Here is a 16,109-nt window from a genome sequence, read left to right as displayed (position 1 = left end):
TCTAGATGAATATCGGATGACGATGCCAAACACCGACATCACCCGCCGCCAAAACTGGATGGCAACCCTTGCGCGAAGCGACCGTCAGGCCATCGAAGCCCGGCTGGCCGAGGTGGCCCCGCTTCCCTCCCACATGCGGCTGCGCGGCCCCGAGGCCGGGCTCGTCATGGTGCGCGGCCGGGCCGGCGGCAGCGGTGGGGCTTTCAATCTGGGCGAGATGACGGTGACCCGTTGCAGCGTCCGCAATGCGCAGGGTCGGGTCGGCCACGCCTATATCGCCGGGCGCGACGGGAAGAAGGCGGAACTGGCCGCTGCCCTCGATGCGGCGCTGCAAGACCCCGATCTGACGGCCGGGTTGGAGGAACAGGTCATCGCACCGCTGGCACGCGCCCTCGCTGCTGCGGAGGCTCAGACGGCCGCCGAAGCGGAGGCCACCCGTGTCGATTTCTTCACTCTGGCCACGATGCGCTCATGACAATGGACAGACCCGGCTTCTCCGATCCCGTCACGGAAGCCCAGAGCTGCTTTCGTCTGGTACTGCAGGCCATGTCTCGGCCCGGAAGCATCGTCACGCTCGGCCACACGGTCGCGGCGCCGCCCCTCGCTCCGGCCACCGCTTCGGTTCTCCTGACACTCGTCGACGCCGAGGTTTCCCTCTGGCTAGATGAGAACCTCGCGGCCAGTTGGGAATGGCTTGCCTTCCATGCGGGGGTCGTGCCCGCAGCGGATGCGGCCGACGCGGCCTTTCTCTGTACCACCCGCCTGCCGGCTCTCACCCAGCTCAAGACCGGCAGCGACGTCGATCCGGAAGCGGGCGCCACTGTCATCCTGCAGGTCCCGAGCCTGGAAGGCGGCCCGAAGCGAACGATCTACGGCCCCGGGCTCGAAGCGCCGACGATGATCGCGCCGCAGGGCCTTCCGGAAGATTTCGTCAAGCAGTGGCAGCGGAATCACGAAACCTTCCCGCGTGGCATCGATCTTCTTCTGTGTGCCGGCAACGCCGTGTGCGCGCTGCCGCGCAGCCTGCGCATCGGGGAGAGCTGAAATATGGCCTATGTCGCCGTCAAAGGGGGCGAGCGCGCGATCGACGCGGCGCACGACTGGCTCGCCCGCACCAGGCGCGGACCGCTGTCGGTTGCCGAACTTGGCACCGATCAGATCGCGAGCCAACTTGGCCGCGCGGTGGACAGGGTGATGGCCGAAGGCTCGTGCTATGATCCGGCGCTCGCCGCGCTCGCCATCAAGCAGGCGCAAGGCGACCTCATCGAAGCGGCCTTCCTGCTGCGCGCCTATCGCACCACGCTGCCACGCTTCGCCGCCTCCCGCCCGGTGGAAACCGGCCGGATGCAGCTCCGCCGCCGCATCTCGGCGATCTACAAGGATTTGCCGGGCGGCCAGATGCTGGGGCCGACCTATGACTACACCCATCGCCTGCTCGATTTCGCCCTCGAAGCGGAGAGCGACGTCACCCCCGCTCCCATCCCACGCGCAGCTCCGCCACGAGAGCATGTGCCGCGCGTACTCGACCTTCTGCGCAGCGAGAGCTTGATGGGCGCCGAACCATCGGGAGACGACACTGCGCCCGGCGACCTGACGCGCGAACCGCTGACATTTCCTGCCGGGCGCGATCTGCGGCTTCAGGCGCTGGCACGCGGGGACGAAGGCTTTCTGCTCGCCCTCGGCTACTCGACCCAGCGCGGCTACGGCAACAACCACCCCTTCGTCGGTGAGATCCGGATGGGCGACGTCGCCGTCGAAATCGAACCGCCGGAGCTCGGCTTCCCGATTGAAATCGGCCGCATCACCCTGACGGAATGCGAGATGGTCAATCAATTCGCGGGATCGAAGACGGAGCCTGCGCAGTTCACCCGCGGCTACGGCCTCACCTTCGGCCATGGCGAGCGGAAGGCCATGGGCATGGCGCTCGTCGACCGCGCCATGCGCGCCGAGGAGCTCGGTGAGGACGTCACGGCGCCAGCGCAGGACATCGAGTTCGTGCTCTACCATAGCGACAATATCGAAGCGACCGGCTTCGTCGAACATCTGAAGCTGCCGCACTACGTGGATTTCCAGAGTGAGCTTGAAACGATCCGCGCCCTGCGGCGCACCGCCGAGATGGCCGAACCGGCCGAGCCCGCACAGGGAGAGGCGGCATGAACGGCTATAACTTCGCGTATCTGGACGAGCCCACGAAGCGGATGATCCGTCGTGCCATCCTGAAGGCGGTGGCCATTCCTGGGCATCAGGTGCCGTTCGGGGCGCGCGAAATGCCCCTGCCCTACGGTTGGGGCACCGGCGGCATCCAGGTCACGGCCGCGATCCTCGGCTCCACGGACGTCCTCAAGGTCATCGACCAGGGTGCTGACGACACGACCAACGCGGTTTCCATCCGCCGCTTCTTCGCCCGCGTCGCCGGCGTCGAGACGACGACCAAAACGGCGGAGGCGACCGTGATCCAGACCCGCCACCGCATTCCCGAACAGCCGCTGCGCGCCGATCAGATTCTCGTCTATCAGGTGCCGCTGCCGGAGCCTCTCGCGAAACTCGAACCGAGCCGGGCCGAGACACGGCAGATGCACGCCCTCGCCGACTACGGCCTCATGCACGTGAAGCTTTACGAGGACATCGCGCGCTTCGGCCATGTCGCGATTTCCTACGACTACCCGGTGATGGTGAACGACCGCTACCTGATGTCGCCCTCGCCCATTCCCGCCTTCGACACGCTGAAGATGAACGGGATGGCGGCGCTGCAGCTCTTCGGCGCCGGGCGGGAGAAGCGCATCTACGCCGTGCCGCCCTATACCCGTGTGCGCCCGCTGGATTTCGAGGATCATCCCTTCAAGCTGCTGCGCGCCCCCCATGCCTGCACGCTGTGCGGCGCCGATGATAGCTACCTCGACGAGGTCGTGACGGATGATCGCGGCGGCCGCATCTTCGTCTGCTCGGACACGGATTACTGCGAAAGCCGGCGCGAGCCCGATCTGGGAGAGGCCGCATGACCGTGCCCCTTCTCGAAGCCCAAGGCCTGGATCTGCGCTTCGGCGCCATCCGCGCCCTGGATCAGGTGACCCTGGAACTCTGGCCGGGCGAAGTGCTGGCCATCGTCGGCGAAAGCGGTTCGGGGAAATCGACCCTGCTGAGAGTCTTAGCGGGGCAGGCCCGGCCGGACGCAGGCCAGGTACAGTATCGCGACCCGACCGGCGCGCTGCAGGACGTCCATGCCATGCCGGCGCCCCGGCTGCGCGCGCTGCACCGGTCCGATTGGGGTTTCGTCCACCAGAATCCCCGGGATGCTCTGCGCATGTCCGTCTCGGCCGGCGGCAATGTCGGGGAGCGGCTGATGGCGCAAGGCGCCCGCCACTACGGCGACATTCGCGCCATCGCCATGGACTGGCTGCGTCAGGTCGAAATTGACCCAAGCCGGATCGACGATCTGCCGCGCACCTTCTCGGGCGGCATGCAGCAGCGGCTGCAGATCGCCCGTACGCTCGCAACCCATCCCCGCCTCGTCTTCATGGACGAGCCAACCGGCGGACTCGACGTATCTGTGCAGGCGAAACTGCTCGACCTCATCCGCTCCCTCGTCTCCCGCCTCGGCCTTGCCGTCGTCTTGGTGACGCATGACATCGCCGTCGCGCGCCTGCTTGCCGGGCGGATCCTCGTCATGCGGCGAGGCCAGGTGGTGGAGACGGGGCTCACCGATCAGGTGCTGGACGACCCGCAGCATCCCTATACCCAACTGCTCGTGAGCTCGGTGCTTCAGGCATGAGTGACGTCGTTCTCGCAACCGAAGACCTCGGCAAAACCTTTACGCTCCACCTCCAGGGGGGAACGACGATGCCCGTTCTGGCGGGGGTCGACCTCACGCTCTCGAAAGGCGAATGCGTCGTCTTGTCCGGCCCCTCGGGCGCCGGCAAGTCGACCCTCATGCGCAGCCTCTACGGCAACTATCGCGTAGGCTCCGGCCATGTCCGCATTCGTCATCGCGACACATGGGTTGATCTCGCGACGGCCGACCCGCGTCTGGTCCTCGAAGTGCGCCAGGAAACGCTCGGCTATGTCAGCCAGTTCCTGCGGGTAGTGCCGCGGGTGCCAACGCTCGAGATCGTCGCGGAGCCGCTGATGCAACGGGGCCATCCGCGGGAGGAAGCGCGCGCCCAGGCCCGGGACCTGCTTCTGCGCCTCAACCTGCCGGAGCGGCTGCACGGCCTGCCCCCGGCCACCTTCTCCGGCGGTGAACAGCAGCGCGTGAACCTCGCGCGTGGCTTCATCGGCGGCCATCCCATCCTGTTGCTCGATGAGCCGACGGCTTCGCTCGACGCCGCCAACCGCGACGCGGTGGTCGGCCTCGTCGCCGAAGCCAAGGCACGGGGCACGGCCATCCTCGGCATCGTCCATGACGCGCCGACCCGCGAAGCCATTGCGGATCGTCTCTTTCTCCTCTCTCCTGTTCAGGCTGCCGCATGACCGAGATCGTCCTTTCCAATGCGCTCCTCGTTCTCGAAGATCGCAGCTTCCTCGGCAGCCTGGTAATCCGAGACGGGATGATTGCAGACATCGCCGAGGGCCCGTCGCATCTTGCCGGTGCGATCGACTGCGAGGGCGACGTCGTGATGCCCGGCATCATCGATCTGCATACGGACAATCTCGAGCGTCAGGTGATGCCGCGGCCCAATGCACGCTGGCCCTCTCGCTCCGCCTTCCTCGCACATGACGGGCAATGCGTGGCCGCCGGGGTCACCACCGTTTTCGACGCACTCTGCGTCGGCAACCTCAACTTCGACAATGAAGATCGCATCCGCACCTTTCAGGATGGAGTTGGGGATCTGACGGCGCTGACCGGGACCGGCTTGCTGAAGGCCGACCACTTCCTCCATCTGCGCTGCGAGTTGCCAGCGGAAAACATGCTTGGCCTCGCCGAGTCCGTGATCGATCACCCGCTCGTCCGCATGGCGAGCCTGATGGATCATACGCCGGGTGTTGGCCAATATGCCGACCTCGGCCGCTTTCGCACGCGCAAGATGGCTTCGGGCAGCACCTCTCTTGCCGAGGTCGACAGCGAGATCGACATCTTGCGTGACAATCGGGCGCGTCTGCGCGCGCCTAACCGACGCGCCTTGCTCGACATGGTGTCGGGGCGCGGCATCGTGCTGGCGAGCCATGATGACGAGACGGTGGAAGAGGTGGATGACAACCACGCCGCCGGCATCGCGATCAGTGAGTTTCCCGTGCGCATGGAGGCCGCTCGCCGGGCCAAGGCCCTCGGCATGACTGTGATCGCCGGCGCGCCCAATATCGTCCGCGGCGGATCGCATTCGGGGAATGTGGCGGCGGCCGATCTGGTCGCGGCCAGTGCCGTTGATGCCCTCGCCTCCGATTACGTGCCGCCCGCTCTGCTTGAAGCCGCCTTCGATCTGGCCGAGGAGGCGCTCGATCTGCCAGCGGCAGTTGCGCTGGTCACCGCTGGCCCTGCCCGCATGGCATGCCTCACGGATCGTGGTCGTCTGCTCCCGGGTCTGCGCGCAGATCTGCTGCGGGTGCGCCGGGCGGGCGGACTCGCCGCGCCGGCCGCCGTCTGGCGTGAGGGACTGCGCGTCGCATGACCGGCCTCTTGGTGCTCGTGGTTGGCCCTTCCGGCTCGGGCAAGGACACGCTGCTCGCCGGTGCGGCGACCGCGCTCAGGGGCGACCCACGTTTCGTTTTCGCCCGCCGTACCGTCACACGGGAAGCTTCGCACGAAGACCATGAAACGGTCGACGTGCCAACCTTTTTGTCGCTGCTCCGCGAAGGACAGTTCGGACTGCATTGGGAAGCGCACGGCCTCTATTACGGGGTGCCGAACGAAGGCCTCGCCGCCGCAACGGCAGGCGCGATCGTCGTGGTCAATGTATCCCGCAGCGTCATCGCGGAAGCTGCGCGGCGCTTTTCGGTTGTTGCCGTCGAGATCACGGCGCCCGACGCCCTTCGTGCCGCGCGCCTGGCCGAACGAGGGCGCGAGAGCGGCGCCGACATCGCACGGCGCCTGTCCCGCCAAGCCGAACCGCCACCTGGCGTCGCTCTTCACCGCATTTCCAATGACGGCACCATCGCAGCAGGGGTATCTGCGCTGGTGGGCCTGCTCACGCACCTGGCAGAGAAACGCGAGGGGGCGCTGACCGCGCCCCCTCCTGACATTAGGCCGCCTTCGCCGCCTGGTTGACCTTGGAATTGGCGAGCTGGTTGAGCAGGCTGTCCGCCTTCTTCTCCTCCGCCAAAGTCTCCTCGATCAGCTGCGCCACGTCGCTCTGACCCGCGAGCTTGGCCCAGGCGAGGAGGGAGCCGTAGCGCGCCATTTCGTAATGCTCGATCGCTTGGGCACAGGCGATCAGGCCTGCGTCGCGCACCGGGCTCGGCTCCTTCGCCGCCTCCAGCAACTCCTCGCCTTCCTCGATCAGGCCGTTGATGGCCTCGCAGGTCACGCCCTGGGCGCGCTTTCCGAGGGTCTCGAAGATCTTCTGCAACCGCTCGATCTGATGTTGAGTCTCCTCGCGATGCTCCTGGAAAGCCTGCTTCAGCTCGGGCGATTCCGCCGCCCGCGCCATCTTCGGCAGCGCCTTCGAAATCTGCCGCTCGGCGTAATAGACATCCCGCAGGAAGTGCAGGAAAAGTTCGTCCATACTGCGCATTGTATCCTCCATGTCGTTCAACCGGCTCCGCGACACCGCCCCGCTCGGACGGGCCAAGGCTCGATCGTTGCAGGAGTTGGGTGGAAGGAGGCACCGGCCAAAGCGCTGACCCTTTCACGCTCCGGTGTAACGCGATCACGAAATCGCCCGCTTCCCAAATGCAGAAGGACGGGTGATCCTCTTCTTCAGCAGCAGGAGAGCGAGATGGACGAACCAACGGAGACCGGCGTTTTCGATCTGGGGGACATGGCCCTCCAGTCCGGGGCAGTTCTGCCGCAGGCGAAACTCGCCTGGAAATCCTTCGGCACCCTTTCTCCGGCGCGGGACAACGTCATCCTTTATCCGACGAGCTACGGCGCCCAGCATCCCGGCCTGCAATGGGCGATCGGTGCGGAGAGCCTTTTCGATCCCGGACGCTGGTTCGTCGTGATCCCCAACATGTTCGGCAACGGCCGCTCCTCCAGCCCCTCCAACACGCCGGATTATCCGAGCCTGGTGACCACAGCCGACAATGTGGCGGCGCAGCGCCGGTTGCTTGCCGAGGTCTTCGGTGTCGAGCGGTTGGCCTGTGTCTACGGCTTCTCCATGGGAGCGCAGCAGGCCTATCACTGGGCGGCGCTCGCGCCGGAGGCTGTGGAGCGCGCCATCATCGTTTGCGGGTCGGCCCGCACCTCACCGCACAACCAGGTCTTCCTCGCCTCGCTCATGGCCATTCTGGAGGCGGCCCCCGAACATCTGGGCGATGGCCGCTTCGCAGCCGAGCCGCAGGCCGCCCGCCGCGCCTTCGCGCGGTGCTACGCCGGCTGGGCGATGAGCCAGGCCTGGTATCGGGAAGGCTTGCACCTGTCCTCGACCGGCGCCCACACGCTGGACGAATTTCTCGACGCGCATTGGCAGCCGGGTTTTCAGCTGGCGGCGGCGGATCTCTATGCCCAGCTCCGCACTTGGTATGCGGGGGACATCAGCAACAACGCCCTCTACGGCGGCGATCTCGCGGCGGCCCTCGCCGCCATCTGCGCCAGGGTACTACTGATGCCCTGCGAGACCGACCTCTATTTCCCCGTCGCCGACAACGCCCTGGAACTGGCGCATCTGCAAACCGGCGCATTGCACGCCATCCCGAGCATCTGGGGCCATGTCGCCGGGGCCCCGTCGGACCTGCCGGAGGAGCGCGCCTTTCTCCGCGCTGCAGTGCGAAACTGGCTCGCCCAGTAGTCTTCCGATAGAATTCGGTCCGCCGCTCCGCTATGGCAGACATCTCCACGAGATGGGGTTTTCCGGCGATGGCGGATGTTCATGCGGCGGTGCGCCGCTTTATTGGCAATACGCTGTACGAGACTTTCGAGCACATCATCATGCTGGTGCTCACCCTCGTCATCGTCGTTCTCATCGCGCTCGCCACCTGGCACCTCGTCCTGGTGACGGCCGCCCTGATCAGCACCGGATCGCTCGACCCCGCGGACCCCTCCGTCTATCCCGCCATCTTCGGCATGTTCTTCACGGTGCTGATTGGGCTGGAATTCAAACGCTCCTTCCTGATCGTCACCTCCAGCCAGGCGAGCATCGTCCGCATTCGCTCGATCATCCTGATCGGCCTGCTAGCGACGCTCCGGAAGTTCATCGTGCTCGATCTGAAGGAGGTGAACGTCAGCGAGACGATCGCGGTGGCGGTGGCGATCCTTGCTCTCGGCCTGGTGTATTGGCTCGTCCGGGACCAGGAGCGGCGAGCGGCTCAAGCCGGATCGATCCTCTCGCCGGATGCCTGACAGCGCACTGCCGGAGCGGCAACTGTCCGTCATGCTGGCGGTGACCGCCGGCTTTGCCGATGCTTTCGCCTTCCTCACGCTTCATGGGCTTCTGGTCGCCCATGTCACGGGCAATCTCGCCTTCATGGCGGTGGGCATCGCCCGCGGCAACCCGCACGTGCTGCTGAAATTCTGCGCCCTGCCGATCTTCGTAACTGGCGTCATGGCCGCGACCTTGATGATCCGCTGGAGCGGGCGAACCTTGGCGCGTGCCCTGGTCTTGGAGGGCCTGTTCTTCCTCGCGGCCGGCGCCACGCAGCATTGGCTGCCGGACAGCCAGTTCGCCGACGACCCGAGCGCCTTCTGCGTCGCGACCCTGCTGCTCATGGCGATGGCGACCCAGAACGCGCTCATGCGCATCTTCCTCGCAAAGCTTCCCTCCACCACGGCCATGACGACCAACATCTCGGAAGCGACGGTCCGCTGGACCCAGTGGCTGACCGCGGCGTCCGAGCAGAAGACCGTGACTGCCCGTCAGGACCTCGTCCGTGGCGCAGAGCGCATCAGCCTGACCGTCGGATCCTTCGCGGTGGGCGCCATTGCTGGGGGTCTCGGCGCGATCACCTTCGGCTTCCTCGCGCTCGCCCTGCCAACGCTTCTGCTGTTCTACCTCGCTTGGGCGGCAGCCCGGCGGTCGGAGACCGCCTGAACCGGTTTCAACTGCGGTTTCACCGCTTCGCGCCGCGGGTACCCTCCTGTAGACACGGGGCCGGAGCCGTCAACAAGGAGCCTGAAGGCCGTGCTACGTTTCATCGACCCTGTGATCTCTCCCGAACTGCTCGCCATCCTGCGGCAGATGGGCCATGGTGACGATATCGCGATCGTCGACTGCAATTTCCCTGCCGCCACAATGGGCAAGCGTGTCGTGCGGGCGGACGGCGTGACCGCCACCCACCTGACCGACGCGATCCTCAAGCTCATGCCGCTTGACGATTTCGTGGAGGAGCCTGCATTCGTCATGCGCCAAGTGCATGACCCGGACGTGCTCGCGCCGATTTGCGAAGAGTTCGAAGGACAGGTCAAGCAGCACAGCGGTGGCCGCTTCGGCGTGGTGCCGGTGGAGCGTTTCGCCTTCTACGATCTCGTCAGAAGCTGCTTCGCGGTCGTCCAGACAGCGGAACGCCGCCTCTACGGCAACATCATCCTCAAGAAGGGCGTGCTGCGGCCCGGCGAAGGCTGACGCCACCGAGTCGCTGTAGGCGAAAGCCCGGTTCCGTTGAGGGGCCGGGCTTTTTTTGTCGCGCCGCAGCGCACCAAAAACCCAAGCGTCCCCGACCTTTAGCGATGCCGTCGCCGGGATGAAAACCTCGACAGGGCGCGCCTCTAGCAAATCTTGTTGATGAAAATCGTAAGCTGCTTGCGCTAGGCTGAAACGGCTAGCGACGGCGGTCCAGGATGGAAGCCGCAGCTCAAGGAGAGTGACCACCGCAGAGCACCTTGTCCAAATCCCCTGAACGTCTCGCCGACTGCCTGGAGAACACCCCGCATGGTTCGATCTGACGACATCTTTTCTCTGCACGCGACCCTTCGCGAGCAGACGCGTGAGAGAGAGATGAGCCTCGCGGATTACCTAGAAGCTTGCCGGAATGATCCGCTCTGCTACGCGAGCCCGGCAGAACGGATGTTGAGCGCCATCGGCGAACCGGAAATCCTGGATACGGCGCGCGATCCACGCCTCTCTCGGATTTTTCTCAACCGCACGATCCGCATTTATCCTGCTTTCTCGGATTTCCACGGCATGGAAGAGACAATCGAGAGAATCGTGGGATTCTTCCGCCACGCCGCCCAAGGCCTCGAAGAGCGCAAGCAGGTTCTCTATCTGCTCGGCCCGGTAGGGGGCGGCAAATCCTCCCTTGGCGAACGGCTCAAGTCACTGATGGAGAAGGAGCCGATCTATGTGCTGAAAGCCGGCGACGAGTTGAGTCCGGTCTTCGAAAGCCCGCTCGGCCTCTTCGATCCCGAAACCATGGGCGACATGCTGCTGGAACGCTACGGCATTCCGCGCCGCGTGCTGACCGGGCTGATGAGCCCTTGGGCCATCAAGCGGCTCGATGAATGGAACGGCGATCTGCAGCGCTTTCGCGTCGTCAAACTCTATCCGTCGCGGCGGCGGCAGATCGCTATCGCCAAGACGGAGCCTGGTGACGACAACAACCAGGACATCTCTGCCCTCGTCGGCAAGGTGGATATTCGCAAGCTTGAGAGCTACAGCCAGAACGACCCAGACGCCTACGGCTTTTCCGGGGGGCTGAATCGGGCGAACCAGGGACTTCTCGAATTTGTCGAGATGTTCAAGGCGCCGATCAAGATGCTGCATCCCTTGCTCACGGCGACGCAGGAAGGAAATTACATCGGCACCGAGAACATCGGGGCCATCCCCTTTCAAGGCATCATTCTCGCCCATTCCAACGAGGCGGAATGGCAGAGTTTCCGCAACAATAGGACGAACGAGGCCTTTCTCGATCGTGTGAGCGTGGTCAAGGTGCCTTACTGCCTCCGCGTCACCGAAGAAAGCAAGATCTACCAGAAGCTGATCGCGGGCTCCGCCTTGGGCGAGGCACCCTGCGCGCCGCATACCCTCGAGATGTTGGCCCGTTTCGCCGTACTCTCCCGCCTCAAACCGCACGCCAATTCGAAGCCCTTCGCCAAGATGCGCGTCTATGACGGGGAGAACATCCGCGAGACCGACCCCAAGGTGAAGACCATGCAGGAATATAAGGACGCGGCCGGCGTCGACGAAGGCATGGACGGCATCTCCACCCGCTTCGCTTTCAAGGTTTTGTCGGAGACCTTCAACTACTCCTCTGCCGAAGTCGCGGCCGACCCAGTGCATTTGATGTATGTGCTGGAGCAGGCGATCCGCCGCGAGCAGTTCCCCCCGGACACGGAGGCCGCCTACCTCGCCACCATCAAGGATGAGCTCGCCTCGCGCTACGCGGAATTCATCGGCAACGAAATCCAGAAGGCCTACCTCGAAAGCTACGGTGACTACGGGCAGAATCTCTTTGACCGCTATCTCGACTATGCCGATGCCTGGATCGAGGATCAGGATTTCAAGGACCCCGACACCGGCCAGATGCTCAACCGGGAATTGCTCAACGCCGAACTGACCAAGATCGAAAAACCCGCAGGCATCGCGAACCCGAAGGATTTCCGCAACGAGGTCGTGAAGTTCGCACTGCGCACCCGCGCAAGCAATGGCGGACGCAACCCGTCCTGGACCTCGTATGAGAAGATCCGTGAGGTCATTGAAAAGCGCATGTTCAGCCAAGTCGAGGATCTGTTGCCCGTCATCAGCTTCGGCTCGAAGAAGGACAACGAGACAGAGCGCAAGCACAATGATTTCGTGAGCCGCATGGCCGCACGGGGCTATACTGAGCGGCAGGTCCGACGTCTCGTCGAATGGTATATGCGCGTGAAACAGTCAGCCTGAGTAGCGGCCTTGGAGATCATTGATCGCAGACGCAACCCGCACGGCAAGAACCTTGAAAACCGCCAGCGCGTTCTGAAGCGGGCCCGGGCGGCCGTCGCCCGGGCTGCCCGACAGGCGATTGATCAAGGGACGATCCGGGAAGTCGGGCGAGACCAGAGCGTCACCATTCCGGCGGACACGCTGAACGAGCCGAGCTTCCACAGCGTTTTCACCAAGGGGCGCCGCCACGTCGTCTTCGCGGGGAACAAGGAATTCTCGACGGGCGATCGCATCCAGCGCCCGCCGGGCGGCCAGGGCGGCAACGGCGATGGCGGGGAACCGGGCAGCGGGGGCGGCGGTGAGGATGGCTTCCGCTTCATCCTCACACGCGACGAATTCATGGATCTGTTCTTCGAGGATCTGGAGCTGCCCGACCTGGTCAAAAGCCAGATCGTCGCAACCGAGACCATGGCGCCGCTGCGCACCGGTCTCTCCACCGATGGTTCACCCTCCCAGATCGACATGGCGCGCAGCATGCGTCAGTCCATGGCGCGGCGCATCGGTCTGAAACGGCCCAAAACCCCGGACATTCTGGAATTGGAAGCCGAGATCGCGCGGCTCGAGGCCTCCAAGGAGGATGCCGACCGGCTTCGCGCGCTCCGAGCCGAGCGCGAGACCGCGCTGTTGCGCCAACGCCGGATTCCCTGGATCGATCCGGTCGATCTGCGCTACCGCCGCTTTACGCAAGTGCCCAAGCCCTCCGCGCGCGCCGTGATGTTCTGCCTGATGGACGTGTCAGGCTCGATGTCAGAGCAGATGAAGGATCTCGCCAAACGATTCTTCCTGCTCCTGCACGTCTTTCTCGAGCGTCGCTACAAGCATGTGGATCTCGTCTTCATCCGGCATACCGAGACGGCCGAAGAAGTGGACGAGCAGACCTTCTTCACCGATCCGCGCACCGGCGGCACCGTCGTCTCTAGCGCGCTCACCGAGTTCCTCACGATCCAGAAACGGCGCTACCCTCCGGACAGCTGGAACATCTACGTGGCACAGGCGTCGGACGGCGACAATTCGACGAGTGACACCCACAAGTCCGTCGCCATGCTGGAGGGCGAGATTCTGCCCTGCGTGCAGTATTTCGCCTATATCGAGGTCGGTAGCATGGCGGTGATCCGCGGGGAGACCGAGCTGTGGCGCGGCTATGCGCCGCTCGCCGCGCGGGATCCGCGCTTGGCCGTCGCGCGTGTCTCTGACCGACGCGACATCTTCGCGGTGTTCCGCCAACTCTTTGCTCGCAAGGTAGCCGCGTGACCGAGCATCGCCTGTTGTATGAAGGCTCAGACTGGGACTTCCCCATCATCCAGCGCAGCTACGACGCGATCGAACGGATCGCGTTGGAGGAGTTGGGACTCGAAGTCTATCCGAACCGAATCGAGATCATCACACCGGAACAGATGCTGGACGTCTACACGGCGCATGGTATGCCGCTCACCTATCGTCACTGGTCCTATGGCAAGCGCTTCCTGCAGCACGAGGCCAGCTATCGCCGGGGCTATTCCAGCCTGGCCTATGAGGTGGTGATCAACTCCAACCCCTGCATCAGCTATCTGATGGAGGAGAACACGGCGACCATGCAGGCGCTGGTGATCGCCCATGCCGCCTTCGGCCATAATCATTTCTTCCGCAACAATCACCTGTTCCGGCAATGGACCGAAGCCTCGGCCATCATCGACTATCTGGAATTCGCGCGCAGTTACATCGCGTCCTGCGAAGACCAACACGGGGCTGCTGCGGTTGAGCGGGTGCTGGATGCCGCCCACGCCTTGTCCCGCCACGGAGTCCATCGCCACGGCGGCGCGCGCCCGCTCAATCTCAAGCTGGACCAGAAGCGCGAACGCGAACGGCGCGAGCATGACGAGCGTATGTTCGACGATCTCTGGCGCACCGTGCCCGGCGGCAAGCCGAAGCACACGACGGATACGGTGGCCGACCGGCGCCGGCGCCTAGGTCTGCCCGAAGAGAACCTGCTCTATCTCATCGAGAAGGTGGCGCCCCGGCTCGCACCCTGGCAGCGGGAGGTGATTCGCATCGTGCGCCTCATCGCCCAGTATTTCTATCCACAACCCCAAGCCAAGGTGATGAACGAGGGCTGCGCGACCTGGGTGCATCAGCGCATCATGAGGCGCCTGCATGAAACGGCGCAGATTAACGACGCCGCCTTCCTGGAGGTCCTGCACTCCACGAGCAACGTCATCATGCAGGTGGGGTTCGATCATCCGGCAGGCGGACCGGGCTTCAACCCTTATGCCCTCGGCTACGCCATGATGAGTGATATCGAGCGGATCTGCACCGATCCGACGGAGGAGGATCGCAACTGGTTCCCGGACATCGCCGGCAACCAGGACCCGCTTGGCACCTTGCGGTATGCGTGGGAGAATTTCCGGGACGAGAGTTTCGTGTTGCAGTTCCTCTCACCCGCCGTCATCCGGCAGTTTCGCATGTTCCGCCTGCTGGACGACACGGCTGATTCCGCGCTCCTGGTGGATGCCATTCATGACGATGCGGGCTATCGCGCCATCCGTCGCAGCCTGGCGGAGAGCTACGATCCCGCAACTCATGACCCGGACGTGCAGGTGGTGGACGTCGACCTCGCGGGAGACCGTCGCCTGATGCTGCAGCATCGGACACAACCCGGCCGTCTGCTCGCCCAGCGTGATGCGGAGGCGACCTTGCGGCACGTGGCCCAGCTCTGGGGCTACGAGGTGCGGCTCCAGGAGGTTGATGCCGAAACCGATGCGGTACTCGCAACCTACACCGCGGGCCCGCCGCCGAGCTGACCAGAGTCTAGATCGCGAAAAGATGAAGGCCTCGGAACGCCCCCGTTCCGTCTTGCCAGAACGCCACTCGTTCCCAGCTAGGTTACAACCTTGTCACCTTGCGGGAATATGCGATGCGCCTCCTTCTGATCATCCTCATTCTGCTGCTGATCTTCGGCGGCGGTTACGGCTTCGTCGGCGGCGGCTTCGGCGGCCCCTACGGCTATGGGCTTGGCGGCGGGCTGGGACTGATCCTGATCATCATCATCGTCCTGCTCATATTGTAACCCGCTTAAGCCAAACCGCGGGGAGGATTGCGGCCTCCCCGCGGTGCTGACGATCAGCCAGGAACGCCCTTGCTGGTCGAATATTCGAAATGCAGCGCCTGGTCGGCATGGACGATCGGGTGGATGGCATGAGCGGCCATCGCTGCCTCCGAGAATCCTTGGAGAATGAGCTTCAGCTTGCCCGGATAGGTTGCGACGTCGCCAATGGCGAAGACGCCGGGCAAAGTGGTTTCGCAGCTTGCGGGCGTCACCGGCAGATGGTGCCGCTCCAGCGCGAGGCCCCATTCCGCGATCGGTCCGAGATCCATCGAGAGGCCGAAGAAGGGCAGCAGGACATCCGCAGGAAGGGTCTTTTGCTCACCCTGCAAGGTCGCGACCGTCACGCCCGACAGCATACTGCCCGCCCCCTCCAGCCCATGTAGCTGATAGGGAATGACCATCTCGATCGCGCCCGCCGCAGCGGCCTCGTCCAGTCGCGCAGCCATTTCGGGAGCGGCGCGGAATTTTGGCCGACGGTGCACCACGGCAACCGACGCCGCCACGTCCTTGAGCGCCAAGGCCCAATCCACCGCCGAATCGCCACCACCAGCAATAACCACGCGCTTGCCGCGGAAATCCTCGCGCCGCCGCACGTAATACTGGACGCTCCCCGTCGCCTCGAAGGCCTCGATCCCGTCGAGCGGCGGGCGGTTCGGCCCAAAGGCCCCGGCACCAGCTGCGATGATCACGGCGCGTGCGGTCACCCGGTCACCCGCATCGGTCGTGAGCGTGAAGGCGCCTGCCTCCCCCGCCAGACCGACCACCCGTCGTCCGAGCAGCCGCGGTGCGGCAAAGGGCGCGATCTGCGCTTCGAGCTTGGCCACGAGGTCCATGGCCTCGATCGCCGGATGGGCCGGAATGTCGTAGATCGGCTTTTCCGGGTAGAGGGCTGAGCACTGGCCGCCCACCTCGTCCAGCGCGTCGATGAGCAGACTGCGCATCTTCAGCATGCCGCATTCGAAGACGGCAAAAAGCCCCGCCGGCCCCGCTCCTACGATCGCGACGTCGGTCTCGATGGTCTCGGCCATGCGCATCCGTCCTCCTCTCACTGCGCGGGTAGATAGGCTCCGGCCTTCCGGTCCGTC

Annotated in this window: 18 protein-coding genes; 16 read left to right on the top strand and 2 right to left on the bottom strand. The window is 64.6% G+C overall.

Going from position 1 to position 16,109, the window contains the following annotated elements; genetic code table 11:
* Positions 1 to 16: 16 nt before the first annotated feature.
* Genes phnG through phnN form a run of 8 tightly spaced genes read left to right on the top strand, consistent with a single transcriptional unit; the run spans position 17 to position 6,199 of the window.
* Positions 17 to 475 (top strand): phosphonate C-P lyase system protein PhnG, encoded by a 459-nt coding sequence (gene phnG, locus ACYQ6W_RS03520; RefSeq protein ID WP_459673608.1) that lies wholly within the window; start codon positions 17 to 19, stop codon positions 473 to 475.
* Positions 472 to 1,044: a phosphonate C-P lyase system protein PhnH gene (phnH, locus tag ACYQ6W_RS03515; protein ID WP_459673606.1), complete on the top strand. Its 573-nt coding sequence runs from the start codon at positions 472 to 474 to the stop codon at positions 1,042 to 1,044. Before phnG ends, phnH begins: the two co-directional genes overlap by 4 nt.
* A 3-nt stretch (positions 1,045 to 1,047) precedes the next feature.
* Complete coding sequence (locus ACYQ6W_RS03510) at positions 1,048 to 2,157, top strand: carbon-phosphorus lyase complex subunit (RefSeq protein WP_459673605.1); 1,110 nt, start codon at positions 1,048 to 1,050, stop codon at positions 2,155 to 2,157.
* Positions 2,154 to 2,999, top strand: a complete 846-nt coding sequence (locus ACYQ6W_RS03505; protein WP_459673604.1) for an alpha-D-ribose 1-methylphosphonate 5-phosphate C-P-lyase PhnJ — start codon at positions 2,154 to 2,156, stop codon at positions 2,997 to 2,999. Before ACYQ6W_RS03510 ends, ACYQ6W_RS03505 begins: the two co-directional genes overlap by 4 nt.
* Positions 2,996 to 3,769 carry a phosphonate C-P lyase system protein PhnK gene (gene phnK, locus ACYQ6W_RS03500; protein WP_459673603.1) on the top strand — a complete coding sequence of 258 codons (774 nt, stop codon included), beginning with the start codon at positions 2,996 to 2,998 and terminating at the stop codon, positions 3,767 to 3,769. The genes ACYQ6W_RS03505 and phnK overlap by 4 nt, the downstream gene beginning before the upstream one ends.
* The gene (phnL, locus tag ACYQ6W_RS03495; RefSeq protein ID WP_459673602.1) at positions 3,766 to 4,467 is read left to right on the top strand and encodes a phosphonate C-P lyase system protein PhnL; all 702 of its coding nucleotides are present in this window, start codon (positions 3,766 to 3,768) and stop codon (positions 4,465 to 4,467) included. The genes phnK and phnL overlap by 4 nt, the downstream gene beginning before the upstream one ends.
* On the top strand, positions 4,464 to 5,603 hold the full coding sequence (locus ACYQ6W_RS03490) for an alpha-D-ribose 1-methylphosphonate 5-triphosphate diphosphatase (protein ID WP_459673601.1): 1,140 nt from the start codon (positions 4,464 to 4,466) through the stop codon (positions 5,601 to 5,603). Before phnL ends, ACYQ6W_RS03490 begins: the two co-directional genes overlap by 4 nt.
* Positions 5,600 to 6,199, top strand: a complete 600-nt coding sequence (gene phnN, locus ACYQ6W_RS03485; RefSeq protein ID WP_459673600.1) for a phosphonate metabolism protein/1,5-bisphosphokinase (PRPP-forming) PhnN — start codon at positions 5,600 to 5,602, stop codon at positions 6,197 to 6,199. Before ACYQ6W_RS03490 ends, phnN begins: the two co-directional genes overlap by 4 nt.
* On the opposite strand, the gene ACYQ6W_RS03480 is transcribed toward phnN, so the two are convergent.
* Positions 6,174 to 6,656, bottom strand: a complete 483-nt coding sequence (locus tag ACYQ6W_RS03480; RefSeq protein ID WP_459673599.1) for a YciE/YciF ferroxidase family protein — start codon at positions 6,654 to 6,656, stop codon at positions 6,174 to 6,176. The two genes, phnN and ACYQ6W_RS03480, sit on opposite strands and share 26 nt — an antisense overlap.
* A 213-nt stretch (positions 6,657 to 6,869) precedes the next feature.
* Between ACYQ6W_RS03480 and ACYQ6W_RS03475 the strand changes: the two genes are divergently transcribed.
* The 8 genes from ACYQ6W_RS03475 to ACYQ6W_RS03440 all read left to right on the top strand — a co-directional run bounded on the left by ACYQ6W_RS03475 (position 6,870) and on the right by ACYQ6W_RS03440 (position 14,985).
* Positions 6,870 to 7,880, top strand: a complete 1,011-nt coding sequence (locus tag ACYQ6W_RS03475; RefSeq protein ID WP_459673598.1) for an alpha/beta fold hydrolase — start codon at positions 6,870 to 6,872, stop codon at positions 7,878 to 7,880.
* A gap of 68 nt (positions 7,881 to 7,948) precedes the next feature.
* Entirely contained in the window at positions 7,949 to 8,431 is a 483-nt protein-coding gene (locus ACYQ6W_RS03470) for a phosphate-starvation-inducible PsiE family protein (protein ID WP_459673597.1), read from the top strand.
* Positions 8,424 to 9,119, top strand: a complete 696-nt coding sequence (locus ACYQ6W_RS03465) for a YoaK family protein (protein ID WP_459673595.1) — start codon at positions 8,424 to 8,426, stop codon at positions 9,117 to 9,119. The genes ACYQ6W_RS03470 and ACYQ6W_RS03465 overlap by 8 nt, the downstream gene beginning before the upstream one ends.
* Positions 9,120 to 9,209: 90 nt before the next feature.
* The gene (locus ACYQ6W_RS03460; RefSeq protein WP_459673594.1) at positions 9,210 to 9,650 is read left to right on the top strand and encodes an RbsD/FucU family protein; all 441 of its coding nucleotides are present in this window, start codon (positions 9,210 to 9,212) and stop codon (positions 9,648 to 9,650) included.
* 306 nt (positions 9,651 to 9,956) lie between these two features.
* Positions 9,957 to 11,903, top strand: a complete 1,947-nt coding sequence (locus ACYQ6W_RS03455; RefSeq protein ID WP_459673593.1) for a PrkA family serine protein kinase — start codon at positions 9,957 to 9,959, stop codon at positions 11,901 to 11,903.
* 9 nt (positions 11,904 to 11,912) lie between these two features.
* Positions 11,913 to 13,193 (top strand): YeaH/YhbH family protein, encoded by a 1,281-nt coding sequence (locus ACYQ6W_RS03450; protein WP_459673592.1) that lies wholly within the window; start codon positions 11,913 to 11,915, stop codon positions 13,191 to 13,193.
* A complete protein-coding gene (locus tag ACYQ6W_RS03445) occupies positions 13,190 to 14,719 on the top strand; it encodes a SpoVR family protein (RefSeq protein WP_459673591.1) in 1,530 nt (509 codons plus the stop codon). The genes ACYQ6W_RS03450 and ACYQ6W_RS03445 overlap by 4 nt, the downstream gene beginning before the upstream one ends.
* A 113-nt stretch (positions 14,720 to 14,832) precedes the next feature.
* A complete protein-coding gene (locus ACYQ6W_RS03440; RefSeq protein WP_459673590.1) occupies positions 14,833 to 14,985 on the top strand; it encodes a hypothetical protein in 153 nt (50 codons plus the stop codon).
* 53 nt (positions 14,986 to 15,038) lie between these two features.
* On the opposite strand, the gene ACYQ6W_RS03435 is transcribed toward ACYQ6W_RS03440, so the two are convergent.
* Positions 15,039 to 16,052, bottom strand: coding sequence for an NAD(P)/FAD-dependent oxidoreductase (locus ACYQ6W_RS03435; protein WP_459673589.1), 1,014 nt, complete (start codon positions 16,050 to 16,052; stop codon positions 15,039 to 15,041).
* Between the last annotated feature and the right edge of the window lie 57 nt (positions 16,053 to 16,109).

The sequence above is a fragment of the Acidisoma sp. 7E03 genome, assembly GCF_054665075.1.
This window is presented reverse-complemented; position numbering and strand designations above follow the sequence as displayed.

What these genes read in the sequence shown, in the direction of transcription:
- phnG (WP_459673608.1), top strand. Translation starts at nt 17, where the DNA reads ATGACGATGCCAAACACCGACATCACCCGCCGCCAAAACTGGATGGCA.
- phnH (WP_459673606.1), top strand. Translation starts at nt 472, where the DNA reads ATGACAATGGACAGACCCGGCTTCTCCGATCCCGTCACGGAAGCCCAG.
- ACYQ6W_RS03510 (WP_459673605.1), top strand. Translation starts at nt 1,048, where the DNA reads ATGGCCTATGTCGCCGTCAAAGGGGGCGAGCGCGCGATCGACGCGGCG.
- ACYQ6W_RS03505 (WP_459673604.1), top strand. Translation starts at nt 2,154, where the DNA reads ATGAACGGCTATAACTTCGCGTATCTGGACGAGCCCACGAAGCGGATG.
- phnK (WP_459673603.1), top strand. Translation starts at nt 2,996, where the DNA reads ATGACCGTGCCCCTTCTCGAAGCCCAAGGCCTGGATCTGCGCTTCGGC.
- phnL (WP_459673602.1), top strand. Translation starts at nt 3,766, where the DNA reads ATGAGTGACGTCGTTCTCGCAACCGAAGACCTCGGCAAAACCTTTACG.
- ACYQ6W_RS03490 (WP_459673601.1), top strand. Translation starts at nt 4,464, where the DNA reads ATGACCGAGATCGTCCTTTCCAATGCGCTCCTCGTTCTCGAAGATCGC.
- phnN (WP_459673600.1), top strand. Translation starts at nt 5,600, where the DNA reads ATGACCGGCCTCTTGGTGCTCGTGGTTGGCCCTTCCGGCTCGGGCAAG.
- ACYQ6W_RS03480 (WP_459673599.1), bottom strand. Translation starts at nt 6,656, where the DNA reads ATGGACGAACTTTTCCTGCACTTCCTGCGGGATGTCTATTACGCCGAG.
- ACYQ6W_RS03475 (WP_459673598.1), top strand. Translation starts at nt 6,870, where the DNA reads ATGGACGAACCAACGGAGACCGGCGTTTTCGATCTGGGGGACATGGCC.
- ACYQ6W_RS03470 (WP_459673597.1), top strand. Translation starts at nt 7,949, where the DNA reads ATGGCGGATGTTCATGCGGCGGTGCGCCGCTTTATTGGCAATACGCTG.
- ACYQ6W_RS03465 (WP_459673595.1), top strand. Translation starts at nt 8,424, where the DNA reads ATGCCTGACAGCGCACTGCCGGAGCGGCAACTGTCCGTCATGCTGGCG.
- ACYQ6W_RS03455 (WP_459673593.1), top strand. Translation starts at nt 9,957, where the DNA reads ATGGTTCGATCTGACGACATCTTTTCTCTGCACGCGACCCTTCGCGAG.
- ACYQ6W_RS03440 (WP_459673590.1), top strand. Translation starts at nt 14,833, where the DNA reads ATGCGCCTCCTTCTGATCATCCTCATTCTGCTGCTGATCTTCGGCGGC.
- ACYQ6W_RS03435 (WP_459673589.1), bottom strand. Translation starts at nt 16,052, where the DNA reads ATGGCCGAGACCATCGAGACCGACGTCGCGATCGTAGGAGCGGGGCCG.